Origin of the sequence: Streptomyces sp. NBC_00873, from assembly GCF_045207415.1 — a bacterium.
Classification (GTDB): domain Bacteria; phylum Actinomycetota; class Actinomycetes; order Streptomycetales; family Streptomycetaceae; genus Streptomyces.
This window is the reverse complement of sequence record NZ_CP108803.1, coordinates 5,022,149-5,047,564: the sequence shown is the minus strand read 5'-3', so window position 1 is coordinate 5,047,564 and position 25,416 is coordinate 5,022,149. Positions and strand designations below refer to the sequence as shown.

The following is a 25,416-nucleotide window of genomic DNA, read 5'->3' as shown; positions in this document are numbered from 1 at the left end:
GCCCGAGCGGGGTGCGGACGTGCTCCCCCGCACGCCGGAGGGGCTGGAATGTCCAGCCCCTCGGGTGTTCGGGAACGCGCTGACCGCCGGTGCGGTCAGTCCTCCACGGACGACGCGGTCGCCTTCTTCGCCGCCGCGGTCGTCTTCTTCGCGGCGGTCGTCTTCTTGGCCGCCGTCGTCTTCTTGGCCGCCGTCGTCTTCTTGGCCGCCGTCTTCTTGGCCGCCGTCGCCTTCTTCGCGGGCGCCTTCTTCGCCGGGGCCTTCTTCGCCGTCTTCTTCTTGGCGGGTCCCTTGGCGCGCTTCTCCGCGAGGAGTTCGTAGCCGCGCTCCGGCGTGATGTCCTCGACGCTGTCGCCGGTGCGCAGCGTCGCGTTCGTCTCGCCGTCGGTGACATACGCGCCGAAGCGCCCGTCCTTGACGACGACCGGAGCGCCGCTCACCGGGTCCGTGCCCAGTTCCTTCAGCGGCGGCTTGGCGGCGGCGCGCCCGCGCTGCTTGGGCTGGGCGTAGATCGCGAGGGCCTCTTCGAGCGTGATGTCGAAGAGCTGGTCCTCGGACGTCAGCGACCGCGAGTCCGTGCCCTTCTTCAGGTACGGGCCGTAGCGGCCGTTCTGCGCGGTGATCTCGACACCCTCGGCGTCCTCGCCGACGACCCGCGGCAGCGACATCAGTCTGAGCGCGTCCGCCAGCGTCACCGTGTCCAGCGACATCGACTTGAAGAGCGACGCGGTCCGTGGCTTCACCGCGTTCTTGCCGGTCTTCGGCGTGCCCTCGGGCAGCACCTCGGTGACGTACGGACCGTACCGGCCGTCCTTCGCGATGATCTGGTTGCCGGTGACCGGGTCCGCGCCGAGCTCGTAGTCGCCGCTCGGCTTGGCCAGCAGCTCCTCCGCGTACTCGACCGACAGCTCGTCGGGCGCCAGGTCCTCCGGCACGTCCGCGCGCTGGTGGCCCTCGGCCTCCTTCTCCCCGCGCTCGATGTACGGGCCGTACCGCCCGACGCGGAGCTTGATGTCGTTGCCGACAGGGAAGGAGGAGATCTCCCGGGCGTCGATCGCGCCGAGGTCGGTGACGAGCTCCTTGAGACCGCCGAGGTGGTCGCCGTCGCCGTTGCCCGCGGCGGAAGCCGCGCCACTGACGGCGTCGTCGCCCTCGCCGAAGTAGAAACGCCTCAGCCACGGCACGGACTGGGCCTCGCCCCGCGCGATGCGGTCGAGGTCGTCCTCCATCCGCGCGGTGAAGTCGTAGTCGACGAGCCGGCCGAAGTGCTTCTCCAGCAGGTTGACCACAGCGAAGGAGAGGAAGGACGGGACGAGCGCCGTGCCCTTCTTGAAGACGTAGCCGCGGTCGAGGATGGTGCCGATGATCGACGCGTACGTCGACGGGCGGCCGATCTCGCGCTCTTCCAGCTCCTTGACCAGCGAGGCCTCCGTGTAACGGGCCGGCGGCTTGGTCGCGTGGCCGTCGACCGAGATCTCGTCGGCGGACAGCGCGTCGCCCTCGGCGACCTGCGGCAGCCGGCGCTCGCGGTCGTCGAGCTCGGCGTTCGGGTCGTCGGCGCCTTCGACGTACGCCTTCATGAAGCCGTGGAAGGTGATCGTCTTGCCGGACGCGGAGAACTCGGCGTCGCGTCCGTCGCTCGCCCGGCCGCCGATCTTCACGGTGACCGAGTTACCGACCGCGTCCTTCATCTGGGAGGCGACGGTCCGCTTCCAGATCAGCTCGTAGAGCCGGAACTGGTCACCGGTCAGACCGGTCTCGGCGGGTGTGCGGAAGCGGTCGCCGGAGGGGCGGATCGCCTCGTGCGCCTCCTGCGCGTTCTTGACCTTCCCGGCATACGTACGCGGCTTGTCCGGCAGGTAGTCGGCGCCGTACAACTGCGTGACCTGCGCCCTCGCCGCGGAGACCGCGGTGTCGGAGAGCGTCGTGGAGTCGGTACGCATGTAGGTGATGAAGCCGTTCTCGTACAGCTTCTGTGCGACCTGCATGGTGGCCTTCGCCCCGAAGCCCAGCTTCCTGCTCGCCTCCTGCTGGAGGGTCGTCGTACGGAACGGGGCGTACGGGGAACGACGGTACGGCTTCGACTCGACGGACCGAACGGCGAACGCGGAGTCGGCGAGCGCGGCGGCCAGGGCCCGGGCGTTCGTCTCGTCCAGGTGCAGCACCTGGCCGGAGCCGGATTTCAGCTGTCCGTCCGGACCGAAGTCGCGGCCCTGGGCGATCCGGCGGCCGTCGACCGCGCTGAGGCGGGCGGTCAGCGTCGACGGGTCGGAGGCGTCACCGGTACGGCCGGTGGCAAAGGCGCCGGTCAGGTCCCAGTACTCGGCGGAACGGAAGGCGATGCGCTCGCGCTCCCGCTCGACGACGAGTCGGGTGGCGACGGACTGGACCCGGCCTGCCGAGAGCCGCGGCATGACCTTCTTCCACAGGACCGGCGAGACCTCGTAGCCGTAGAGGCGGTCGAGGATACGGCGGGTCTCCTGGGCGTCGACCATGCGCTGGTTCAGCTCGCGCGGGTTGGCGACGGCGGCCTGGATCGCGTCCTTGGTGATCTCGTGGAAGACCATCCGGTGGACCGGGACCTTGGGCTTCAGCACTTCCTGCAGGTGCCACGCGATGGCTTCGCCCTCGCGGTCCTCATCGGTGGCGAGGAAGAGTTCGTCTGACTCGGCCAGCAGCTGCTTGAGCTTCCTGACCTGCGCCTTCTTGTCCGCATTGACGACATAGATGGGCTGGAAGTCATGCTCGACGTCGACGCCGAGCCGACGGACCTCGCCGGTGTACTCGTCGGGGACCTCTGCGGCGCCGTTCGGCAGGTCGCGGATGTGCCCGACGCTCGCCTCGACGACGTATCCGGGGCCGAGGTAGCCCTTGATCGTCTTCGCCTTGGCAGGCGACTCGACGATGACGAGTCGGCGGCCGCCCTGTGCGGTCTCGCTGGTCGGGGACAACTTCGCTCTTCTCTCCGGTCGACACTCAGTGGGCATCCGGGCAGCGCGATGACGCTGCCGACGGTGCTGTCGCTGCGGAGTGTGACGGTACAACCCGCCCCCGTGTCAAACGGCAAAAGCCCGCAACGGCCACTCGAACGGTAACCCGACTTCCGCCATTCCTGCCGCCCGGAGTGCCCGATACGCGGCGCGCGCGGTCGCTGCCTGCGGGTTTCGCGGCGCCGTGGCGGTGCTGCGGCCGCCGGAGGAGAGTGGCGGGACAGCCGGGCGTGTTCACGCCCCGGGCCGGGTGATCACACGGCGGCCACGCGGGTGGCGAGGCGGCAGCCGTGGATCAGATGCGGCTGAAGCACCCCACACCGAGGACGAGGAAAAGTACGCCGAACAGAGTGGCGAGTGTGGCGGAGACAACGGGGCACACCCCGTACGCCACCGGCGCGCGGTGTGCGACGCGCGCCCCCGTCCACACCAGCAGGGCGGTCCCGAACAGCGCGAACGTCGTTCCGGCGAATACCGCAGGTCCGCTCTCCATGCCCGTACGCCTCTCCGTGACCGCCCGGCCCGGGGCCGATGCCCGCGTCGAGTCAGGGGGAGGCTGTCACTCGGGGGCGACACCGGTGCGAACCCCGGGTGAACTCCAGTGCCGCGGTCCACGGGGGCGCGCTCCGCCCGGACCGCCCCTCGTGGGCGGGATCACATCAGGTCGAGGGTCGCGCGACGCCGGCTGCCACGTTCGAACACCGCCAGCAGGACCACGGCGAGCACCGCGTATCCGGCCCCCGTCGCCAGCTCGGCGCCGAGCCGTCCCCGGTCGAGGCCACCACCTGCGGACAACTCCCGGGCGGCCTCGGCGGCATGGGTCAGCGGAAGAACGTCCCCGACGGCCCGCATCCACTCCGGCAGGGTCACGCGCGGCACATTCGCGCCGGCCAGCAACAGGAGTACGGAAGCGGCCACATTGGACACCAGGAACACATCGCGGAAACGCAGTCCCAGCGCCCCGAGGGCGAGGCCGAAGACGGAGCACCCGGCCGAGGCGGCGAGCAGCACTGCGGCAAGACCGGGCAGCGCCCCAACCGGAATCCGCAGACCCAGCAGGAGAGTGGCGGCGGTGAGCGTGAAGACACTGATGAGGAGGCCGTTCAGTACGTACGGCAGGGCGCGCCCGAACCAGAGCGGAACCCGGTGCCGAGGGCTCAGCAGCACCGCGCCGAGCGTGCCGTAGCGACGCTCGTTGGCGACGGCCATGGTGCCGCCGTAGACGCAGGCGGTGGAGGCGGTGGAGGCGGTGGAGGCGGTGGAGGCGGCGACAACGGCGTTGCCCAGCAGGTAGAAGCGGTCGTCGGCGACCCCCAGTTGCCGTCCGAGGAAGACGAAGAACAGCAGTTGCAGCAGCGGGCCGACCAGCAGGGTGCCGATGAACATGGGCGGCGTCGTCCAGTTGAAGAGTGCTCGGTGGGAGATGGCGCCGCCGACCACGACGAGTCGCAGCGTACGGACGATCCTCCGGGTGAGGGCGCGGGAGAGGGTGAGGAAGGACATGCGGGAACTCCAGGGCTTCGGGGCTGTGGGGCCGACCGGCCGTCCGGCCGTCCGGCTTCAGGCGAGGGAGAGCGTCGCCGCGGCCCGTGCCCGGCGTTCGACCCGCCCCAGGACCAGCACGGCGATCAGCGCGTAGAACAGGCCGAGGGCGAGGGCCACGGCCATCGGGGCCAGGACCTCACCGGCGGACGGGCCGCCGGAGGTCGCCGCGTGCACGGCCCGCGAACCCCAGGTGGTGGGCAGCGCCCAGGAGACCGGACGAGTCCAGTCCGGCAGCACGGTGATGGGCACGAGCATCCCGGACAGCAGCCACACGGGCGCGTCCAGCGGGTTGGCGAGGGCGTTGGCGTTGCGCAGCAGCACGAACGTGGCGGCGAGGAGCAGCCCCATCATCCCGAGCGACAGGACGCACACCGGTACGGCCACCAGGAACAGCAAAGGGTGGGCGGAGTCGAGGGGCACATCGAAGAGCACGGCGCCCCAGATCACGGTCGCACCCATGGCGTACGTGCCGATGACGGCCGTCGCGAGCGTGATCGGCAGAAGGACGAGGGGGAGCGGCGTGGGCGAGCTGACCAGCGTCTCCAGGGTGCCGAGCCAGCGCTGGTTCTGTACGGCTCCGCCCGATCCGAAGAGCACCGAGGACCAGATGCCCATCAGCCCCGCTCCGACGGCAGCCGTGAGCAGCCGGTCGGGGTCGTCCGCGGCACGCAAGAGGTAGACGGCAAGGGTCGCGTAGACGAGGGGAACGAGGACGGCGAAGGTGATCTCGAGCGGTGAGCGGCTCATGTACGAGACATGGGTACGTACACCGACGGCGGTCAGGCGCAGAACCCGCGGCACGGTCGTCATCGTGGTCATGCCACGACCTCCTCGGACCGGTCGGCCGCCGCGGCCCCGGACGCACGGTCCGCACCGCTCTCCGCCTCCTCGACGATCGCGATGTACGCGTCCTCCAGGGTGGGTTCACGGGTGACGACGCGTCCGATCCGGATCCCGTCGAGCGCGGCCAGGACCCGTGAGTGCAGCCCGGCACCCCGCTCCGTCTGCACCATGACGGCCTGCCGGCTGCCGCGCTCCTCAGCAGCCACTCCGCGCACCCCGGGCAGTTCCCGGATGCGGTCGAGGTGCTCGTCGGCCGCTCCGTATGCCTCGATCTCCAGGATGTCGCGCTCCTGGACCCGGGACTTGAGCCGGTCCGGGGTGCCGAGCGCCTGGATCGTGCCACCCGCGATCACCGCGATCCGGTCGCACAACTCATCGGCCTCGGCCATGTAATGGGTGGTGAGCAGGACGGTGGTGCCACCGGTCCGCAGATCGGCGACGGTACGGCGCAGACGCGCGCCGCCACCGGGTCGACGCCGATGGACGGCTCGTCGAGGAAGAGGACATCGGGCTTGTGCAGCAGGCCACGGGCGATGTGCAGGCGTTGCCGCATCCCACGCGAGTAGCCCTCGACGCGTTCCTTCTCCCGGCCGGCCAGACCGACCAGATCGAGGAGTTCGGCGATCCGGCGCCTCTGGTCGCGCGGTTCGACCCCGTACAGCTCGGCGAAGTAGCGCAGGTTGTCGAGGGCGGGGAGCCGGTCGTACAGGCCTCGGTCGCCGCCGAAGACGTAACCGATCCTGCGGCGTACGGCGACGGGGTCGGACGCCACGTCGTGGCCGAGGACCCGGGCCGTGCCGGAGGTGGGCAGCAGCAGGGTGTTGAGCATCTTGATGGTGGTGGTCTTGCCCGCTCCGCTGGGGCCGAGCAGCCCGAACAGCTCGCCGCGCGCCACCTCGAAGCTGACGCCGCGCACGGCTTCGGTCACAATACGGCGGGGGCGCAGAAAGCCGGTGCGGCTGGTGTAGGTGCGGCGGAGATTCTTCGCCTCGATCGCAAGCATGGCGGAGACGCTAGGCCTGCCCGTACCGCACCGGCCATCAATTCGGGGGCGGCCGAATCGTCGCTCACGCCCCGGTCCGGTCAGGACACGGCGCGCAGCACGTCCTCGCCCGAGAGCAGCGCGAGCAGCGCCCGGCCGGTTTCCGTGAGCTGGTAGTAGACGCTGCGCCCGACCCGGTGGCGGGTGACGACGTCCGCGTCGGCGAGGACGGACAGATGCTCCGAGACCGTACTCGGGGCGAGCCCGAGCCGGTCGGCTATCCCGGCCGTGGTGAGCGGCCCGCCGAGCTGGCGCAGCACCGACGCCCGGCCCCGTCCGAGCAGCACACCGAGCCGGTCGGTGGCCTCCGGTCCCACCCCGGCGGGCTCGCGGAGCGCGCCCGCGCCCCGGGCCTGGAAGGAGACGGCGAGGACTTCGGGATCGTCGGTGGAGTAGAGCCGGCAGCCCTCGGCGAAGACCAGCGGTACCAGCAGGAGCCGCCGCTCGCCCGCCCGGTACTCGGCGTCGATGTGCTTGGTCAGCTCAAGGACGGGCGGCGTCCACCTGGCCCGCGCCTCCAGTCCGGTGAAGAGCGCGTCGATGCCTTCGGTGGCGAACGTCCGGGCGCGGATGAGGACTTCGTCCTCGACGAGGCGCCGAACGGTCGGCCAGTGCGGCTCCATCGCCCCTTCCCAGTACGCGGCGTAGGAATCCGCCGGCCCGGCGCAGGCCGCCTCCGGATCCTCCAGATAGGGCCGGATGCGCGGATGGTCCCCGAGTCCCGGAAAGTGCTCCTCGAACCCGGCCCGTACGACCTCGGGCGGCGTGGCCCTGATGATGTCCAGCTCCATCTCGACGGACGAGGCGCCGACCGGCCGGGGCAGCAGGAAGTCCGGGAAGCCCAGCGGGCCGTCGATTCCGTCGATCAGCAGCCGCAGCGCCGCGGTCCGGTCGTCCTCGCGCAGCACTTCACGGGCCCGCCCGACCCACTTCTCGTACGGCCAGGAGGGCGTACGGTGCGGCCTGGCCAGATGCAGGCTGCAGAAAGCGTCCTACAGCGGGCTGATGGCGATCCGGGTCGCGCCGAGCGCCGCCTCGTCCAGCTCGATCCGGATCACCCGGCGGTCACCGTCCGCTCCGCGCTCATCAGGCCGCCCCCACCGGCTCCAGGAACCCTTCCTCCACCAGCAGCCGGATCGCCTGCGGGGTACGGTCGCGCAGCAGTACCGGGTCCTCGTTCATCAACTGGGCGATCGCGTCCAGGATCCGGCCCGCGGGCAGCGTCCCGTCGCAGACGCCCGCGAAACCGGCGCCGACCGCGTCGACCTTCGTCGCGCGCCGCATGCCGTGGTTCTGACGCAGCACCACATGCTCGGGGTCCTCCGCGCCCGGCATTCCGACCTGCTCCTGCATCACTTCCGGGGCCAGCGTGAAGTGGTCGGCGAGCAGCGCCGCGTCATCGTGCGTCCGCAGATAGTCCTGGCGCGCGAAGTGGGCCTCCACGGCCGCGCCGAGCGGCTGTTCCACCGGATGCGGCCACTCCTCGATCACGACCGACGGATTCCCGTCGGCCGCGGCCACGGACTTCCGGAGCGTGATCCAGCCGAAGCCGACGCCCTTCGTCTTGCGGGCCTCGAACTCGTCCAGCCAGGCGTCGTACCGTGCCGCGTACTCCGCAGGGTCCGTACGGTGGTCGCCGCTGTCGCGCAGCCACAGCTCCGCGTACTGCGTGATGTCCTGCACTTCGCGCTGGACGACCCAGGCATCGCAGTCGCGCGGCACCCAGGAGCGCAGCCGGTCCTGCCACTCCTCGCCCTCGACGTGCTGCCAGTTGGCGAGGAAGTGCGCGTATCCCCCCTCGTTCAGCCGGTCGCCGGCCTGCTGCACCAGCGTCCGGCACAGGTCGTCGCCGCCCATGCCGCCGTCGCGGTACGTGAGACGGGCGCCCGGCGAGATGACGAACGGCGGATTCGACACGATGAGGTCGTACGTCTCGGTGCCGACCGGCTCGAAGAGCGAACCCTCGCGCAGATCGGCCGGGGCGGCACCGGACAGGGCGAGGGTCAGCCGGGTGAAGGCGAGGGCGCGGGGGTTGAGGTCCGTGGCCGTGACCCGGATGGCGTGCTGCGCGGCGTGCAGCGCCTGGATGCCGGATCCCGTACCGAGATCGAGCGCGGAGGCGACCGGCGTCCGGACGGTGATCCCGGCGAGTGTGGACGACGCCCCACCGACGCCGAGGACCACCCCCTCCTCGTGCGAACCGATGCCGGCCGCGCCGCCGACCGCGCAGCCCAGGTCGGAGACGATGAACCAGTCCTGCCCCTCGGGCCCGCTGTACGGCCGCACATCGACGGCGGCCCACACCTCGTCGCCCGCGCGGATCACCCAGCCGTCCTCGACGCACTCGTCCAGCGGGAGCGCGGCGCGGGCCCGCTCGTACGGGACGGGGCACTGAAGCAGGAAGAGCCGCACCAGCGTGTCGAGCGGGGAGTCGCCACGGGTGGCCCGCAGCGCCGGAACCGTCTCGCTGCGGGCGAGCGCGGCATAGGCGGGCGCGCCGAGCAGGTCGAGGAGACCGTCGGCGGTGAAGGCGGCGGCAAGCAGGGCTTCGCGGAGCCGGGGCGAACGGTCGGGCGCGGGGAGACTGGTCGTACTCACCCGCCCATTGTGGCCGCTCCCACCGACAACGGCAGCGGCCCGGCAGCATCGGAGCTGCCGGGCCGGTCGTACCGCCGTTGTCAGGGCTTCTTGCTGGGCGACGCGGAAGCCGACTTCTCGGGGGTCTTCGACGGCGTGGCGGCCGGCGGGACCGAAGCCGTCGGCTTCTGGCAGCCCGGCTGCTTGGCCATCGCGATGCCGACCTTGCCGGACTGGAGCTGCTTCAGCGCCTGGTCACCGTTGGTGCTGATCTTGTTCAGCTCGTCGGCGATGCCCTTCAGACCGTCGGCGAACTTCGCCTGGTCCTTGATGTCGAGCGCGTCGACCTTCTTCTGCAGCTCCGCGTAAGCGGCCGAGGAGGCGTTGAGCTCCTTCACGGCCTCCTTGTGCGTGGTCGCGCCGTCGTCGACCGGCGGTGCGCCCGCCGAGTCCACAGCTGTGCCCAGCGCCTTGTACGCCTGCGAGATCTGCTGGAAGGCGGCCGAGTCGGTCTTCTGGACATCGGCGGGCTTGCTGTTGTCGGCGGTCTGCTGCTGGATGGCCGCGTTGGCGTTCGCGATCTTCTGCAGCTGGGGCTTGACCTGGTCACAAACCTTCTTGGCCCAGTCGTTGACCTTGTTGTCGCTGCCGCTGTTGTCGCTGCAGCCCGACAGCGTAAGTACCAGTACCGCACCGCCGGACAGTGCGGCTGCAAGCTTCTTGTTCACCGGATCGGTCCCTTCCAAGGCTCTCGGCCCCGGAACTTACACGCCAAATGACCTCCATCCGGGTGCCGGGTGTCCGATGGGTGGCCTTTTGTAGCCATTTGCACCAAGGGAAATGAGGGAGATACAACTCACGCACGAACGGGTGAACGCGCGCGGCGGACGAACGGCAAACGGGTGGGCAGCGCATCGGAATGCGCCGCCCACCCGTTCTTTGACCAGGTCATGCCCTTGCTTGATCAGGCGCTGCCCCGGGTTGACCGGGTCCCCGCGAGCTGTCGCTCTCTTCCCTGTACCCGCCTCATGAAACGGCAGCCGGATCGGTCGACTTGGCAGTCGCGCCGCCGTCGTCATCGGAGTCGTCCTCGTCGCCCACGGCGATCCCGCGACGCTTGGAGACATAGACCGCGCCGACGATGACGGCGAGGGCGAGCACCGCCACCAGCGCCCGCACGCCCGCGCTCGCGTTCGCCCCGTAGCTGAACTGCACCACCGCCGGCGCGATGAGCAGCGCCACCAGGTTCATCACCTTGAGCAGCGGGTTGATCGCCGGTCCCGCCGTGTCCTTGAACGGATCGCCGACCGTGTCGCCGATCACGGTCGCGGCGTGGGCCTCGCTGCCCTTGCCGCCGTAATGACCGTCCTCGACGAGCTTCTTGGCGTTGTCCCACGCGCCTCCGGAGTTGGCGAGGAAGACCGCCATCAGCGTCCCGGTGCCGATCGCGCCCGCGAGGTACGAACCGAGCGCCCCGACACCGAGGGTGAAGCCCACCGCGATCGGCGCCAGCACCGCGAGCAGCCCCGGCGTGGCGAGCTCACGCAGCGCGTCCTTGGTGCAGATGTCGACGACGCGCCCGTACTCCGGCTTCTCGGTGTAGTCCATGATCCCGGGGTGCTCGCGGAACTGCCGCCGCACCTCGTAGACCACGGACCCGGCGGACCGGGACACCGCGTTGATGGCCAGACCGGAGAAGAGGAAGACGACCGCGGCGCCGAGGATCAGCCCCACCAGGTTGTTGGGCTGCGAGATGTCGAGGCTGAGGGTCATTTCCCCGGCCTTGGCACCCACGTCGTCGACCGCCGTGGCGATCGCGTCGCGGTACGAGCCGAAGAGCGCCGACGCCGCCAGCACGGCGGTGGCGATGGCGATGCCCTTGGTGATGGCCTTGGTGGTGTTGCCGACGGCGTCCAGGTCGGTGAGGACCTGGGCACCGGCGCCGGTGACGTCGCCGGACATCTCGGCGATGCCCTGCGCGTTGTCGGAGACCGGTCCGAAGGTGTCCATGGCGACGATGACCCCGACGGTGGTGAGCAGCCCGGTTCCGGCGAGGGCCACCGCGAAGAGCGCCAGCATGATCGACGTACCACCGAGCAGAAACGCCCCGTAGACGCCCAGGCCAATCAGCAGCGCGGTGTAGACGGCGGACTCCAGACCGATGGAGATCCCGGCGAGTACGACAGTGGCCGGGCCCGTCAGGGAGGACTTGCCGATGTCCTGGACGGGGCGCCGGCCGGTCTCGGTGAAGTAGCCGGTGAGCTGCTGGATCAGCGCGGCCAGCACGATGCCGATGGCGACGGCGACCAGGGCGAAGACCCTAGGGTCACCGCTGTGCGCGGTGATCGCGCTGTCGGTGACGCCGTCCAGGTCGGCGTACGAGGACGGGAGGTAGACGAAGACGGCCACCCCCACCAGGACGAGCGAGATCACCGCGGAGATGAAGAAGCCGCGGTTGATGGCGGTCATCCCGCTGCGGTCGGCGCGCCGCGGGGCGACCGCGAAGATGCCGATCATCGCGGTGACCACGCCGATCGCCGGCACGATCAGGGGAAAGGCCAGTCCGGCGTCGCCGAAAGCGGCCTTGCCGAGGATGAGCGCGGCGACGAGCGTCACGGCGTACGACTCGAACAGGTCGGCCGCCATGCCCGCGCAGTCACCGACGTTGTCGCCCACGTTGTCGGCAATGGTGGCGGCGTTGCGCGGGTCGTCCTCCGGAATGCCCTGCTCGACCTTGCCCACGAGGTCGGCGCCCACATCGGCGGCCTTGGTGAAGATACCGCCACCGACCCTCATGAACATGGCGATGAGCGCGGCACCGAGCCCGAAGCCCTCGAGCACCTTGGGCGCGTCGGCGGCGTAGACGAGAACCACGCACGAGGCGCCGAGCAGCCCGAGCCCCACCGTGATCATGCCGACTACTCCGCCCGTGCGGAAAGCAATCTTCATCGCCCGGTGCGATACGTCGGTGAGATCTTTTTCCGGTTCGCCTTCCGCCGGAGTCGCCTCACGCGCGGCGGCGGCCACCCGCACATTGCTGCGGACGGCCAGACGCATGCCGATGTATCCGGTGGTCGCCGAGAAAAGCGCACCCACCAGGAAGAACAGCGACCGGCCGGCGCGCTGCGACCACGTGTCGGCCGGAAGCAGCAGAAGCAGGAAGAAGACCACGACGGCAAAGATGCCGACGGTGCGCAGCTGCCGGGCCAGATAGGCGTTCGCGCCTTCCTGGACGGCTGCCGCGATCTCCTTCATGCGGTCGGTGCCCTCGCCGGCCGCCAGCACCTGGCGGACCAGCAGCCGGGCGACGATCAGTGCGGCGACGGCGACGATCGCGATGACGATCACGATGACGCGGTTGTCATCGGTGAGTACCGCGGCCGCGAGAGAGGTGGGTCGGTCGGAAAGTGCGGAAACTTCGGGCAGTTCTGCCAGTGGTGTGTTGATGAAGCCCGCCATACGTCCTCCTTGACGCTCAGCGCTCAAGACGTGGACGGATTGTAGGGAGCAGAACCTGATCAAAACAGTCCGCGGTAAATGTAAATCGACTTTACCCGCCGATCGATAAATGATCGCGCCCTCGGATTGATCCGAATGCAGTAACGGGGCAGAAGCATTGTCCGTAGATCGCTGATCAAGCAGAAATGAAAAAAGGCCCTGCTCGGCAGGGCCCCGGAGAGTGGATCAGGAGTTACGGATCGAGGCGGCGCCGCGACTGGCCGGCCCGCTGTGACGCCTCCGGCGCCTCAGGGATGCGCCGATGCGGGCGTCTTGGGCCAGCTCATGCGGATCACTTCGCCGTCGGCCCCCGATCTGACTTCCACGTCGTCGACGAGGCCGCTGATGACCGCGAGACCCATCTCGTCCTCGCTGTCGGCATCGGCCTCGGCATCCGGTTGGCCGGGTCCCGCTCCGGGCGTGGCGCCGGGCGCCTCGGCGGTTCCGGTCTCCTCACCGCCAGGCACCTCGTCGCCGACCTCGACGGAGAAGGACTTCTCCTCCTCGGTCAGGACGACCTTGACCGGAGCGGTGATGCCGTGGTTGCGGTGCAGCCCTACGGCGCGGCTGCAGGCCTCACCGACGGCGAGCCGGACCTCGTCGAGCACTGCCTCGTCGACCCCGGCGCGGCGCGCCACGGCGGCCGCCACGAGGCGGGCCGTCCTGACGTGTTCGGGCTGGGCGCTGAAGCGGAGTTCAACAGTGGCCATGCGATCCCCCTCAGACGTACGGGCGTGCATCTCAGGGGCCCGGGCGCACTGCCCGGTACCCCCGCTCTCTCTTCCTCCGGAAGTCGGCAGAGCCACCGGCCCCCGACAGCCGACGTGCGACCGTCGGCGGCCGGCCCACCGATCTGCCGACGGGTTATCCCGTCGACGCCCGGAAGCCGTCCGTACCGATGACCGGCAGCCCGCTGCCGGGCGTGTCACAGCCGACGGCCCGGCCCGGCTGCCGGAATGCCGATGACCCGGCACCACGACTTCCAGCGAACCAGCCGCCCGCCGAACGGGCCGCGGTCCGACCCGGCTGTGCACCGGACCGACCGACTGCCGGACCGACCAGCTGACTGCCGGACCGACCGACTGGCTTCCGGACCGGCCTCCGGCCGATCCCGAAGCAGGCGGTCAGCCGTCAGTCGGTGGCCGCGACAGCCTCGTCGACCGTGGTGTGGATCGGGAACACCTTGGTCAGACCAGTAATCCGGAAGATCTTGAGAATGCGCTCCTGGTTGCAGACCAGGCGCAGTGAGCCCTCATGGGCCCGGACACGCTTCAGGCCGCCCACGAGCACGCCGAGGCCGGTGGAGTCGAGGAAGTCGACACCTTCCATGTCGACAACCAGGTGGTAGCTGCCGTCATTCACCAACTCGACCAACTGCTCGCGCAGCTTGGGCGCGGTATACACATCAATCTCGCCACCGACCTCGACGACCGTACGGTCGCCACCAGGGCCGGACACATTGCGAGTCGACAAGGACAGGTCCACGGATCCTCCAGCACCTTGCTATCGAGCGGTCGCCCCTCGGTCTCCCCGACGGAGCCAGGGGACGGATCGCCAGCCGCGATGGCATTCAATCACTTACCAGCAGCCATGCACGACGCCTTGGGACCATTGTCCGTCACAGCGGTGACACACTCGGTGCCGATGGCCAAGAATCACCGCCCCAGTCGACCACCCGAGAGCAGGGACTCCCGCCCCTCTCCCGCCATGGTCCTCGACCGGCTCGCCGCAGCGGCGGGCCGGTCCGCGCGCATCACTCATACGGAGCACTTGCCCCCGCGAACGGGTACCCATGCCATCTGGCCCGATCGCATCCGGCCGGAAGTGATCGCCGCTGTCCAGAAGGCCGGTATCGACCACCCGTGGGCACACCAGGCGGCCGCCGCGGAGCACGCCCTGGACGGCGAATCCGTCGTGATCGCCACCGGAACCGCCTCCGGCAAGTCGCTCGCCTATCTGGCCCCGGTCCTCAGCGCCCTGCTCGACGGCTCGGAGGCCCCCAACGGCCGTGGCGCGACCGCCCTGTACCTGGCCCCCACCAAGGCGCTCGCCGCCGATCAGCGGCGTTCGGTCAAGGACCTCGCGGCGCCGCTCGGCAACGCGGTCAGGCCCGCGGTCTACGACGGCGACACTCCGGTCGAGGAACGCGAATGGGTACGTCAGTACGCCAACTACGTCCTGACCAACCCCGACATGCTGCACCGCGGGATCCTGCCGTCCCATCCGCGCTGGTCCTCCTTCCTGCGCGCCCTGCGCTATGTCGTCATCGACGAGTGCCACACCTATCGCGGCGTCTTCGGCTCCCATGTCGCCCAGGTGGTGCGCCGGCTCCGCCGCCTGTGCGCCCGATACGGAGCCGATCCGGTCTTCCTGCTCGCCTCGGCGACCGCCGCGCAGCCCTCGGTCGCCGCGGGCCGCCTCACCGGCCTCCCGGTCATGGAGGTCGCCGACGACGCCTCGCCCCGCGGCGAGATGGTCTTCGCCCTGTGGGAGCCACCGTTGACCAAGCTGCACGGCGAGAAGGGCGCCCCCGTACGCCGTACGGCCACCGCCGAAACCGCCGACCTCCTCGCCGACCTGACCGTCCAGGGCGTCCGCTCGGTCGCCTTCGTGCGCTCCCGGCGCGGCGCCGAGCTCATCTCCGTCATCGCCAAGGAACGCCTCGCCGAGGTGGACCGCTCGCTGCCCGCCCGGGTCGCCGCCTACCGCGGGGGCTACCTCCCCGAGGAACGCCGCGCCCTCGAGCGCGCCCTGCACTCCGGCCGGCTGCTCGGTCTTGCCGCCACCACCGCCCTCGAACTCGGTATCGATGTCTCGGGCCTGGATGCCGTCGTCATCGCCGGCTACCCCGGCACCAGGGCGTCGCTGTGGCAGCAGGCGGGCCGCGCCGGGCGCTCCGGCCAGGGCGCCCTGGCCATCCTGGTGGCCCGCGACGACCCGCTGGACACCTTCCTCGTCCACCACCCCGAGGCTCTGTTCCAGCAGCCCGTGGAGTCGACCGTTCTGGACCCGGACAACCCGTACGTCCTCGCCCCCCATCTGTGCGCGGCCGCCGCGGAGCTTCCGCTCACCGGGAGCGACCTGAAGCTGTTCGGGCCGACCGTGGCCGAGCTGCTGCCGCAGCTGGAGGCCGCGAAGCTGCTGCGCAAGCGGGCGACGGGCTGGCACTGGACGCGGCGCGAGCGGGCCGCCGATCTCACCGACATCCGTGGCGAGGGCGGCCGCCCGGTCCAGATTGTCGAGGAGGGCACCGGCCGGCTGCTGGGCACCGTCGACGAGTCGGCCGCGCACACTGCCGTCCACGAAGGGGCCGTCCACCTCCACCAGGGCCTCACCTATCTGGTCCGGAAACTGGATCTGGAGGACTCGGTGGCGCTGGTCGAGGAGGCCAGTCCGCCGTACTCGACGACCGCCCGCGACACCACCTCCATCACCGTCCTGGAGACCGACACAGAGATCCCCTGGGGTGACGGAAGGCTCTGCTACGGCTCCGTGGAGGTCACCAACCAGGTCGTCTCCTTCCTGCGTCGCAAACTGATCACCGGCGAGGTCCTCGGCGAGACCAAGCTCGATCTGCCGCCCCGCACGCTGCGCACGCGCGCGGTGTGGTGGACGGTCACCCAGGACCAGCTGGACGCCGCCCGCATCAACCCGGAGATCCTCGGTGGCGCCCTGCATGCCGCCGAACACGCGTCGATCGGGATGCTGCCCCTCTTCGCCACCTGCGACCGCTGGGACATCGGCGGCGTCTCCGTACCCCTCCATCCGGACACCCTGCTGCCGACGGTCTTCGTGTACGACGGTCATCCGGGCGGCGCCGGATTCGCCGAGCGGGCCTTCCACGCTGCTCGCAGCTGGCTCGCCGCCACCCGCCAGGCCATCGCGTCCTGCGAGTGCGAAGCGGGCTGCCCGTCGTGCATCCAGTCCCCCAAGTGCGGCAACGGAAACGACCCGCTGCACAAGCGGGGGGCCCTACGCCTCCTCACCGAACTTCTCCGGTCCGCCCCGGCGGACCCGGAGCAGGCGGGGGAGCCGCCGAGCGCGGAATCGGACCGGGACCGCCCGTCGGAGGGCCCGCCCGAGACCTGACCTCGGGTGCGTACGGCCCGAACCGCACTCGGGCCGTCACATCGGCGATCTCCCCCTGCAGGGCGCACCGGACCACCGCCGCACCCTGCGCCTCGGCCACCTCCGCGGCCGCCCTGCACGCCGCCTCGGCCCCGCGAAGGGCCCGGTCTGCCGCTGCCAGGGCAGCCAGGTCCGCCGCCCCGCCGGCCCGGTGCCGAGCGACCACCACCTGGCCGAGCGCAAGCACGGCCGCGAACACCGCACACAACGCTGCCGTGGTCACCGCCACCCACACTGTCGCCACCCCCCGATCACGCCCCTCCCCACACCTACGCGAACCCACCACCCGCAACGCCCGTCGAACCCGCCACACCCACCGCATCCGTCGCACTCGTCGCTTCTGTCGCAGGGGCACCGCCCCGATCGCCCCCGTCACGGCTCCGCCCCCAGCGTGTCCTCGGCCATCGCCACCGCGTCCGCTCTCAGCGTCAGGGCCAGCGCACCCGGTCCGGGCGTCGGCGCGGCCACCCGTACCCGCCACAGCTCCCCGGCCCGTTCCACCTCCACACGCGCCCGGTCGGGTGCCACCGAACGGGTGACAGCCAGCACCTGCGCCTCGGGTTCGGACCGGGCCGCCGCCCTCGCACCGGCCCTTGCCGCATCCACACACCGGATCTGCGCGGCGGCGGCCACCAGCGCCCAGAGAAGAGCCAGAGCGAACAACACGAGCACCGGGATCACCATGGCCGCCTCCGCCGTCACCGCACCCCGGTCGCCTCCTCCCCCTTCGCGGTCCCCGAATCCGCTCCCCGAACGCCTCTCAGACCTTGGCATCGAGGGCGTCCGTGAGAATCGACTGCAGTGCCGCCATGACCGGCGGACTCGTGACCACCTTGTAGAGCACCGCCGCCAGCGCACAGGCGGCGATCGTCCCCACCGCGTACTCGGACGTCGTCATCCCGCGGTCCGTCCGGACTCGGCGCGCCACACCCCGTGCCCAGCCCCTGATGCGCTTGATTTGCCATGCCATGTCAACCCCCAGAAGTTTTCTTTTGTGCAGATTGGTCACTCATTCGATGCTTTTATTCATCGGGCTTGCAGGAGCCCGTTCGCCAGGCCGATGACCACCGGCGCCACACCGACCGCCAGAAAGGCGGGCAGAAAGCAGAGCCCCACCGGAGCTGTGATCAGCACGCCGGCCCGCTGGGCGCGCGCCACGGCCTCGCTCGACCGTTCCGCCCGCATCGCCTCGGCCAGCCGGGCGACCGGTTCCGCCGCCGGAGCCCCGGTCGAACCCGCCCGGTCCAGACAGCGGGCCAGCGCGCCTGCGCCCTTTATCTCGCCGAACCTCCCCCAGGACACGGCAGGTTCGCCGCCCAGCCGGATCTCCGCCGCTGTCCGTGCCAGCCGTTCGCCGACCGGACCGCCCAGCGACTCCCCGACCGCCTCGGCCGCTTCCCTCGGGCCGGCTCCGGCGGAGATGCACGCCGCCAACAGGTCGGCCGCCAACGGGAGCCGGCGTTCGGTCTCCGCAGCTTCCGCAGCGGACGCGGCGGGTCTGCGCCGATGCCGCGTCCGCTGCCATCGCCACGTGCCGTACGCCGCCACCAGTCCGACCGCGCACCCCCACGAACCGCCGACGAGGAACCAGCCCGTCACCACGGCGCCCAGCAGCGCGGCCCAGTTCTTCAACCGGGCCCCGCACACCGACCGCTTGCGCCGCCGCCTCCCGGCGTCGACCGCCAGCAGCACCGCGCCCCGGCGGCGCACCACCCGATGCCGCCTCCGCCCGGCCAGGCAGACAGCCAGGTATCCGACCGCGCCCAGGGCGACCGCCACCGGAACCGGCCCGCGGACGATGTGCGCCACCACGCCGGCCCCTTCGCTCATGGCCGCTCCCCCGCCCGTACGATCCGGCCGGCCCAACAGAGACCGGCCGTCTCCAGCAGCCCGCCCGCCAACAGGCAGACCAGCCCAGCCGGACTGTGCAGGAGCACCCCCAACGGGTCGGCCCCCAACGCCGCCCCCAGCCCCAGACCGAGCACCGGCAGCAGCGCCAGCACGGCCACCGTCGACCAGGCCCCCGCCAGCTGGGCCCGCAACTCCTCCCGCTGACGCCGCTCGGCCCGCAACGCGCCCTCCAGGCGGTCCAGACCGGCTGCCAGCCCCGCCCCGCCGTCGACCGCCACCCGCCAGCAGGCCGCCACCCCGGCGAGCCCCTCCAGCCCGGGTTCGCGCGCCGCCTGCCCGAGGGCCCCCGGCACATCGCCACCGAACCGCGCCGCGGCCGACACCGCGGCCTCCGCCGCACCCATCGCCCCCGTGCCACGCACCGCCACCAGCAGTGCCTGCCCCGGCTCGTGCCCGGCCCGCAGCTCGCCCACCACCGCACCGCACAGTGCCACCACGGCATCCGCTCTGCGCTCCCGCTCGTACCGCCCGGCCCGCTTACGAAGCCATCGCCGCACCAGTGGTACCGCCAGCGCCCCCGCGACCAGCGGCAGCACGGACTCGCCCAGCACAGCGAGAAGCAACGCCACCGGAAGACACAGCCACTCCCGCCGCTCCCGGAACATCCCCACGCACCACAGCCGGACCCGGTCCCGGCCGATCCGCGGCTCCGGCTCCAGCGCCGACCCGACGAACAACACCCGCGCCCGCCGCGTTCCTTGGCCCCGCCCCACCACCAGCCACGCCGCGGCCCCCGCACACACGGCCGACGCATATGTCGCGTACTCCGGCGCCCCCACCGCCGCGCCACCGGTCACAGCGCACCCCCGATCAGCGACCGCAGCCGCTCCCGGCCCCGCTCGTGGACGAAGCCGTCGGCGCCCCACCGCAGCGCCGGGACGGTCACCACCAGCCCGGCCGCATCCCTCTCCAGCACATGCACCTCGGCGATCCGGCGCACCCCGGCCCGGTCCCGTACGAGATGGACCACCACCGACAGCGCCGCCGCCAGCTGACTGTGCAGCGCCACCCGGTCAAGACCGGCTGCCGTCCCCAACGCCTCCAGCCGCGCCGGGACATGCTCGGCAGCGTTGGCGTGAACCGTCCCGCAGCCACCCTCATGGCCGGTGTTCAGCGCAGCGAGCAGTTCGGTGACCTCGGCGCCCCGCACCTCCCCGACCACCAGGCGGTCGGGCCGCATCCGAAGCGCCTGCCGCACCAGGTCCCGCAGAGTCACCCGTCCGGCACCCTCCTGGTTGGCAGGGCGTGACTCCAGCCGCACCACATGCGGATGGTCCGGCCGCAGTTCCGCCGAGTCCTCGGCGAGCACGATCCGCTCCCGCTCCCCGACGGCACCCAGCAAACTCGACAGCAACGTGGTCTTCCCCGCCCCCGTCCCGCCACTGATCAGGTACGAGACCCGGGCCTCGACCAGCGCCCGCAGCACCCGGTCACCACCCGGCGGTACGGTGCCCGCCGCGACCAACTCCGCCAGCGAGAAGGCCCGGGGGCGCACCACCCGCAGCGACAGACAGGTGGAACCCACGGCTACCGGCGGCAGGACCGCATGCATCCGGGTCCCGTCCGGAAGCCGCGCGTCCACCCAGGGCCGGGCATCGTCCAGCCGCCGTCCTGCCACTGCCGCGAGCCGCTGTGCCAGCCTGCGCACCGCCGGAGCATCACGGAAGGTCACCCCGGTGAGTTCGAGCCCACTGCCCCGGTCCACCCACACCCGGTCCGGTGCGGAGACCAGCACATCCGTCACCGCCGGATCGGCGAGCAGCGGTTCCAGCACTCCCGTACCGACCAGTTCGCCGCGCAACTCCTCTGCCGCGCCGAGCACTTCGGCATCGCCGAGAAGCCTTCCCTGGGCGCGCAGCGCGGCTGCCACCCCGGCCGGGGTCGGTGCGGCGCCGCTCTGCGCAAGCCGCTGCCGCACGGCGTCGAGGAGCCCGTCGGTCATGACGCACCTTCCCCACCGGGGCCCGTGGCGAGGCCCCCGCCGGCTCCACCGGCAAGCGCCCGCTCCCAGAACGCCGTACAGAATCTGGCGAGCGGTCCGCGGGCACTGGAGCCGGGCGGCGCTCCGTCGTCCTGAGCCGCCAGCAAACCTGATTCCAGCGGGAGTTCACCGGCGAGCGGCAAGTCGAGCGCCTGCGCCACCCAGCGCTCGTCCAGCCCCGCCGCGTAGGGGCCGCGTGCCACCACCCGCAGGTCGCCCAGGACCATCCCGGCCGTCGACGCCACGCGTTTTGCCGCCGCGACCGCCCGCAGTTCACCGGGGACCACGAGCAGCCCGAGGTCCAGCTGCGCAAGCGCCTTCGCCACCGACTCGTCGACCCGGCGCGGCAGATCGACGACGACCACGCCGCCGAGCCTGCGGGCGGCCGCCAGCACCGCCTCCATGGCCTGCGGCGGGATGACCACCCAGTCGTCACGCCCCCAGCTGAGCACCCGCAGCCCGTGCAGTGCGGGCAGCGACTCCTCCAAGGCGCCACCGCCCACCCGCCCTTTGGAATGGGCGAAATCCGGCCACCTCATTCCCTCGGCCCGCTCGCCGCCGAGCAGCACATCGATGCCACCGCCCAGCGGATCGCCGTCGATCAGCATCGTCCGCCGCCCGGCCCTGGCAGCGGTCACAGCGAGAGCACAAGCCAGCGTGGACGCACCGGCGCCGCCCCGCCCGCCGATCACCCCGACGGTGAGAGCGGGCCGCCCCACGCCCTCTGCCGCATTGGCGATCTGATCGACGAGCCAGCTCTCCGCATCGGGCAGCCGCAGCACATATTCGGCCCCGATCTCGACGGCCTGCCGCCAGACATCCGGTGCGTCCTGGTCGTGCCCGACAAGCATCACGCCCTGTCTGCGCAGCGCTCCGCGGCACCGCGAAGCCGCGTCGTCGCCCACCAGGACCATCGGAGCCTGCTCCCAGCCGCCCCTGCCCTCGGGCAGCGTGTGGTACACCTCAGGCTCCGCGCCGGCGGCCGCGCACAGCCGCAGCAGATCGTCGAGCAGTTCCACATCCTCGGTCACGATCAACGGTCCGCCCCGGCGTTCTCCGACGACCGACAGACGATCCCGTGCGATGGATTCAGCCACGATCTCCGCCCCCTTCTCACTGCACCTTCACCGCGGTTTCGCAGCGCTCTCGGAGCGTTCCGAGATCGGCGATATCCGGAACCCGCGGACTTCGCGGGTGGAATCACCGTGCAGCGCTTCGGAAAATCGTGTGGATCTTGCTCTAAAACTGTGGACAACTCCACGGTTGTGAATATCTCGGTCACCCAAACCGACGACTTCCGGAGAGCAGCACTTTCGTTACACACTGTGACGACACAGGGTCGTGAGGGAGGCCCGAAAAGACAGGCCGTCGCAGCCGAGAAGGAGACAGAATGCTTGATTCCGAGCGGCAGAAACGCGTCCGGACATGCGACGACCCCCGCCGGGGGGGAGAGCGGGGGTCGTCCCCACGGCCGACTCGGGGGGGGAGGAGTCGGACCGGGTTAGCACGGTCGCGAACGATCCGTGACTTCCATGGTGTACCCGAGAGCCTTCTCAGGCAAACCCGCGCACCAGAGTTTACGCCGAATGGTGGCCCCCTATGCTCTGCCTTGTGGAAAACCACTCCTTGCCGCGTACAGCAGCCTTCTTCGACCTGGACAAGACGGTCATTGCGAAGTCATCGACTCTGACCTTCAGCAAGTCCTTCTACCAAGGCGGACTGATCAACCGCCGTGCCGTACTGCGCACCGCGTACGCACAGTTCGTGTTCCTCGCCGGGGGCGCCGATCACGACCAGATGGAGCGGATGCGCGAATATCTCTCCGCGCTCTGCAAGGGCTGGAACGTCCAGCAGGTGAAGGAAATCGTCGCCGAGACCCTGCACGATCTGATCGACCCGATCATCTACGACGAGGCGGCGACCCTCATCGAGGAACATCACACCGCCGGACGCGACGTGGTCATCGTCTCCACCTCCGGCGCCGAGGTCGTCGAGCCGATCGGCGAGTTGCTGGGCGCCGACCGGGTCGTCGCCACCCGGATGGTCGTCGGCGACGACGGCTGTTTCACCGGCGAGGTGGAGTACTACGCGTACGGGCCGACGAAGGCCGAGGCGGTCAAGGCGCTCGCCGCGTCCGAGGGATACGACCTCTCGCGGTGCTACGCCTACAGCGATTCCGCGACCGATGTACCGATGCTGGAGTCCGTGGGCCACCCGCACGCGGTCAATCCGGACCGCGCGCTGCGGCGTGAGGCGACGCTCCGGGAATGGCCGATTCTCGTCTTCGACCGCCCGGTCCGACTCAAGCAGCGGCTGCCCGCCTTCTCGATGCCGGCGCGCCCGGCACTCGTCGCCGCGGCGGCGGTCGGCGCGGCCGCCGTCACAGCGGGGCTGGTCTGGTACACCTCGCGTCGGCGCGCGACCACAGCATCCGGCTGACCTCCCACATCCGGCCCAGACCTGCACCCGAACCCGGCCCGAACACGCCCTCGGCCGGCGGCCCCGGACGTGGGCCGGGGCGCCACCCACTCGCATCCGACACCCTCCGGCGACGCCCGGATCCCACACCCGACCGCCCGCCCGCCTCGTCCGTATTTGAACGCAAAAGTAAAGAAGTACGGCCAGCACTACCGCTCGCCCTGACTCTGGAGTACAAAGGACTCAACGGCCCGCGAGACCAAGGACATCCGAAAGGATTACCTGATAACGCAGAGAAGGCCCCACGGACCGAGCATGAATACCCAGCACCCACGCGACGTCGACCCGTCGATTACGGGCCAGCCGCACCAGGGAACGGGCTGAGTTCCCGACCTGATGGGCATTTTTCGAGGACGCATGGTAACTGGGTGGACGTGCCAGCGGCGGTACCGAGGACGGTACCGCCGCAACCCTTTTATCGGGCAGTGAAACTGACGAAGCACAACAGGGTTGACGGACCCGCCAGTTGAGGCGCGTGCCGGCAGTCTCGTGGGTCGTTACGCGGCTCCGCGCTGAAGCGCTTCGCAGACCGCCGTCGATTCCCTGACCCCCAGTTCCACCGCGCGCCCGCAGTGTGCGATCCAGGCGGACATCCCGTCCGGCGTTCCCGACCGATACCCCTCGAACGCTGCAACGTACGCCGCCCTGCCCTGCTCGGCGTAACCGACCTCGGCGGGGCAGACCGCTTTCGGGTCGAGCCCGCTCCCGATCAGGACGATCCGCTCGGCGGTCCGCGCGACAAGTCCGTTGTACGAGCCGAAGGGACGCAGCGCCAGCAGTTCACCGTGCACGACCGCGGCCGTCACCAGCGCGGGCGCCGCGCTTCCCGAAAGGATCAAGCCGGAGAGCCCCTCCAGCCGGCCGGCGACCTCGTCGGCATCGGGCAGCGGCGCTTCGATGAGCGGCTCGTCAACCGGTTCACCGACCAGCCGCGGGCGGCCGACCGCGTCGTCGGGCGCGGCCCCGCCTGCCGCCACGAGGTGCAGCCGGGCGAGGACCCGCAGCGGCGACTGCCGCCAGATGGAGAGCAGTTGGCCCGCCTCCGCGGTCAGCCGCAGCGCGGCGCCGATCACCTGCGACTCCTCGTCGCCGCTGAAGTCGGTGCGCCGGCGCACCTCCTCCAGGTTCCAGTCGGCACCGGAGAGCGCGGCGGAGCCGCGGGCGCCGCGGAGCGCCGCCTCCGCGGTGATCTCGTTGCTGCGGCGTCGCATGACGCGGTGGCCGTAGACCCGGTCGACGGCCTTGCGTACGGAGTCCACCGCATCGGTGACACCCGGCAGGGCACCCAGGGCGGCGAGCGGATCTGAGGCAGTCGTACTCATAAGTAGCGAGGCTACGCGCCCCCTACGCCCTTACCACCCCGGAGTGGTCTTCTTCACGAAGTGTGACTGCGCAGCGCAATTACACCGCTACCCTAGGTGAACATGAAGATCGCTTTCGTGGGGAAGGGCGGCAGCGGCAAGACCACGCTGTCCTCGCTCTTCATCCGCCACCTTGCCGCCAATGAAGCCCATGTCGTCGCGGTGGACGCCGACATCAACCAGCACCTCGGGGCCGCGCTCGGCCTCGACGAGGAGGAGGCTGCGGCGCTGCCCGCCATGGGTGCACACCTGCCCCTGATCAAGGAGTATCTGCGGGGCAGCAACCCCCGCATCGCCTCGGTGGAGACAATGATCAAGACGACTCCGCCCGGCGAGGGCTCGCGGCTGCTGCGGGTCCGCGAGGACAACCCGGTCTACGACGCGTGTGCCCGCACGGTCGGGCTCGACGACGGGGACATCCGGCTGATGGCCACCGGACCGTTCACCGAGTCGGATCTCGGGGTGGCGTGCTACCACTCCAAGGTCGGCGCGGTCGAGCTCTGCCTCAACCACCTTGTCGACGGCCCCGACGACTATGTGGTCGTCGACATGACCGCGGGTTCGGATTCGTTCGCGTCCGGCATGTTCACCCGCTTCGACATGACGTTCCTGGTCGCCGAGCCGACCCGTAAGGGCGTCTCGGTCTACCGCCAGTACAAGGAGTACGCACGGGACTTCGGGGTCGCCCTGAAGGTCGTGGGCAACAAGGTGCAGGGCCAGGACGACGTGGACTTCCTGCGGGCCGAAGTCGGCGACGACCTGCTGGTCACGGTCGGCCACTCCGACTGGGTCCGGGCGATGGAGAAGGGACGTCCGGCCCGCTTCGAGCTTCTGGAGGCGGACAACCGGATGGCCCTGCAGGCTCTGCAGAACGCCGCGGAGGACTCGTACGAGCAGCGCGACTGGGAGCGCTACACGCGGCAGATGGTGCACTTCCACCTGAAGAACGCGGAGAGCTGGGGCAACGAGAAGACGGGCGCCGACCTGGCCGCCCAGGTCGACCCCGCCTTCGTGCTCGACGAGCGGAGCGCACAGGCAGCCGCCGTACAGCCCGCGTGAGCC

General features: G+C 70.7%; 23 protein-coding genes. 3 read left to right on the top strand and 20 right to left on the bottom strand.

Annotated elements, in window-relative coordinates; all coding sequences use genetic code 11:
- Positions 1–95: 95 nt before the first annotated feature.
- The 12 genes from topA to OH809_RS23210 all read right to left on the bottom strand — a co-directional run bounded on the left by topA (position 96) and on the right by OH809_RS23210 (position 13,980).
- Positions 96–2,951 (bottom strand): type I DNA topoisomerase, encoded by a 2,856-nt coding sequence (gene topA / locus OH809_RS23265; RefSeq protein ID WP_406420575.1) that lies wholly within the window; start codon positions 2,949–2,951, stop codon positions 96–98.
- A 334-nt stretch (positions 2,952–3,285) separates the two neighbouring features.
- Complete coding sequence (locus OH809_RS23260) at positions 3,286–3,483, bottom strand: hypothetical protein (protein WP_406420576.1); 198 nt, start codon at positions 3,481–3,483, stop codon at positions 3,286–3,288.
- A 161-nt stretch (positions 3,484–3,644) separates the two neighbouring features.
- Positions 3,645–4,493, bottom strand: a complete 849-nt coding sequence (locus OH809_RS23255; RefSeq protein WP_406420577.1) for an ABC transporter permease — start codon at positions 4,491–4,493, stop codon at positions 3,645–3,647.
- A 57-nt stretch (positions 4,494–4,550) separates the two neighbouring features.
- A complete protein-coding gene (locus OH809_RS23250) occupies positions 4,551–5,354 on the bottom strand; it encodes an ABC transporter permease (RefSeq protein WP_406420578.1) in 804 nt (267 codons plus the stop codon).
- Positions 5,351–5,767: a DUF4162 domain-containing protein gene (locus tag OH809_RS23245; protein ID WP_406420579.1), complete on the bottom strand. Its 417-nt coding sequence runs from the start codon at positions 5,765–5,767 to the stop codon at positions 5,351–5,353. The genes OH809_RS23250 and OH809_RS23245 overlap by 4 nt, the downstream gene beginning before the upstream one ends.
- Positions 5,728–6,381 carry an ABC transporter ATP-binding protein gene (locus OH809_RS23240; RefSeq protein WP_406420580.1) on the bottom strand — a complete coding sequence of 218 codons (654 nt, stop codon included), beginning with the start codon at positions 6,379–6,381 and terminating at the stop codon, positions 5,728–5,730. Before OH809_RS23240 ends, OH809_RS23245 begins: the two co-directional genes overlap by 40 nt.
- A gap of 80 nt (positions 6,382–6,461) precedes the next feature.
- Complete coding sequence (locus OH809_RS23235; RefSeq protein WP_406420581.1) at positions 6,462–7,328, bottom strand: ArsR/SmtB family transcription factor; 867 nt, start codon at positions 7,326–7,328, stop codon at positions 6,462–6,464.
- A 178-nt stretch (positions 7,329–7,506) separates the two neighbouring features.
- Positions 7,507–9,018: a methyltransferase gene (locus tag OH809_RS23230; RefSeq protein ID WP_406420582.1), complete on the bottom strand. Its 1,512-nt coding sequence runs from the start codon at positions 9,016–9,018 to the stop codon at positions 7,507–7,509.
- An 80-nt stretch (positions 9,019–9,098) separates the two neighbouring features.
- On the bottom strand, positions 9,099–9,725 hold the full coding sequence (locus OH809_RS23225; RefSeq protein WP_406420583.1) for a small secreted protein: 627 nt from the start codon (positions 9,723–9,725) through the stop codon (positions 9,099–9,101).
- Positions 9,726–10,023: 298 nt separating this feature from the next.
- Complete coding sequence (locus OH809_RS23220) at positions 10,024–12,456, bottom strand: sodium-translocating pyrophosphatase (RefSeq protein WP_406420584.1); 2,433 nt, start codon at positions 12,454–12,456, stop codon at positions 10,024–10,026.
- A gap of 287 nt (positions 12,457–12,743) precedes the next feature.
- Positions 12,744–13,205, bottom strand: coding sequence for an ATP-binding protein (locus OH809_RS23215; protein WP_406420585.1), 462 nt, complete (start codon positions 13,203–13,205; stop codon positions 12,744–12,746).
- Positions 13,206–13,626: 421 nt separating this feature from the next.
- Positions 13,627–13,980 (bottom strand): STAS domain-containing protein, encoded by a 354-nt coding sequence (locus OH809_RS23210; protein ID WP_003967428.1) that lies wholly within the window; start codon positions 13,978–13,980, stop codon positions 13,627–13,629.
- A 78-nt stretch (positions 13,981–14,058) separates the two neighbouring features.
- Here OH809_RS23210 and OH809_RS23205 point away from each other — a divergent pair, with 78 nt between their 5' ends.
- Positions 14,059–16,584, top strand: coding sequence for a DEAD/DEAH box helicase (locus OH809_RS23205; protein ID WP_406420586.1), 2,526 nt, complete (start codon positions 14,059–14,061; stop codon positions 16,582–16,584).
- Here OH809_RS23205 and OH809_RS23200 read toward each other — a convergent pair.
- From OH809_RS23200 to ssd, 7 genes are read right to left on the bottom strand one after another with little or no spacing between them, the layout of a single operon-like run.
- Positions 16,478–16,945, bottom strand: coding sequence for an Rv3654c family TadE-like protein (locus tag OH809_RS23200; RefSeq protein WP_406425034.1), 468 nt, complete (start codon positions 16,943–16,945; stop codon positions 16,478–16,480). The two genes, OH809_RS23205 and OH809_RS23200, sit on opposite strands and share 107 nt — an antisense overlap.
- Positions 16,946–16,995: 50 nt before the next feature.
- On the bottom strand, positions 16,996–17,325 hold the full coding sequence (locus OH809_RS23195; protein WP_406515496.1) for a TadE family type IV pilus minor pilin: 330 nt from the start codon (positions 17,323–17,325) through the stop codon (positions 16,996–16,998).
- A 58-nt stretch (positions 17,326–17,383) separates the two neighbouring features.
- The gene (locus OH809_RS23190) at positions 17,384–17,593 is read right to left on the bottom strand and encodes a DUF4244 domain-containing protein (RefSeq protein WP_406425036.1); all 210 of its coding nucleotides are present in this window, start codon (positions 17,591–17,593) and stop codon (positions 17,384–17,386) included.
- 56 nt (positions 17,594–17,649) lie between these two features.
- Positions 17,650–18,453: a type II secretion system F family protein gene (locus tag OH809_RS23185; RefSeq protein ID WP_406420588.1), complete on the bottom strand. Its 804-nt coding sequence runs from the start codon at positions 18,451–18,453 to the stop codon at positions 17,650–17,652.
- The gene (locus OH809_RS23180) at positions 18,450–19,331 is read right to left on the bottom strand and encodes a type II secretion system F family protein (protein WP_406420589.1); all 882 of its coding nucleotides are present in this window, start codon (positions 19,329–19,331) and stop codon (positions 18,450–18,452) included. The genes OH809_RS23185 and OH809_RS23180 overlap by 4 nt, the downstream gene beginning before the upstream one ends.
- Positions 19,328–20,476 carry a TadA family conjugal transfer-associated ATPase gene (locus OH809_RS23175; RefSeq protein WP_406420590.1) on the bottom strand — a complete coding sequence of 383 codons (1,149 nt, stop codon included), beginning with the start codon at positions 20,474–20,476 and terminating at the stop codon, positions 19,328–19,330. The genes OH809_RS23180 and OH809_RS23175 overlap by 4 nt, the downstream gene beginning before the upstream one ends.
- A complete protein-coding gene (gene ssd / locus OH809_RS23170) occupies positions 20,473–21,546 on the bottom strand; it encodes a septum site-determining protein Ssd (RefSeq protein ID WP_406425038.1) in 1,074 nt (357 codons plus the stop codon). Before ssd ends, OH809_RS23175 begins: the two co-directional genes overlap by 4 nt.
- A 568-nt stretch (positions 21,547–22,114) precedes the next feature.
- On the opposite strand from ssd, the gene OH809_RS23165 reads away from it, so the two are divergent.
- Positions 22,115–22,954, top strand: coding sequence for an HAD family hydrolase (locus OH809_RS23165; protein ID WP_406420591.1), 840 nt, complete (start codon positions 22,115–22,117; stop codon positions 22,952–22,954).
- A gap of 536 nt (positions 22,955–23,490) precedes the next feature.
- Here OH809_RS23165 and OH809_RS23160 read toward each other — a convergent pair.
- Entirely contained in the window at positions 23,491–24,315 is an 825-nt protein-coding gene (locus OH809_RS23160; RefSeq protein WP_406420592.1) for an oxidoreductase, read from the bottom strand.
- A 102-nt stretch (positions 24,316–24,417) separates the two neighbouring features.
- Between OH809_RS23160 and OH809_RS23155 the strand changes: the two genes are divergently transcribed.
- Positions 24,418–25,413 (top strand): ATP-binding protein, encoded by a 996-nt coding sequence (locus OH809_RS23155; protein WP_406420593.1) that lies wholly within the window; start codon positions 24,418–24,420, stop codon positions 25,411–25,413.
- Positions 25,414–25,416: the final 3 nt, after the last annotated feature.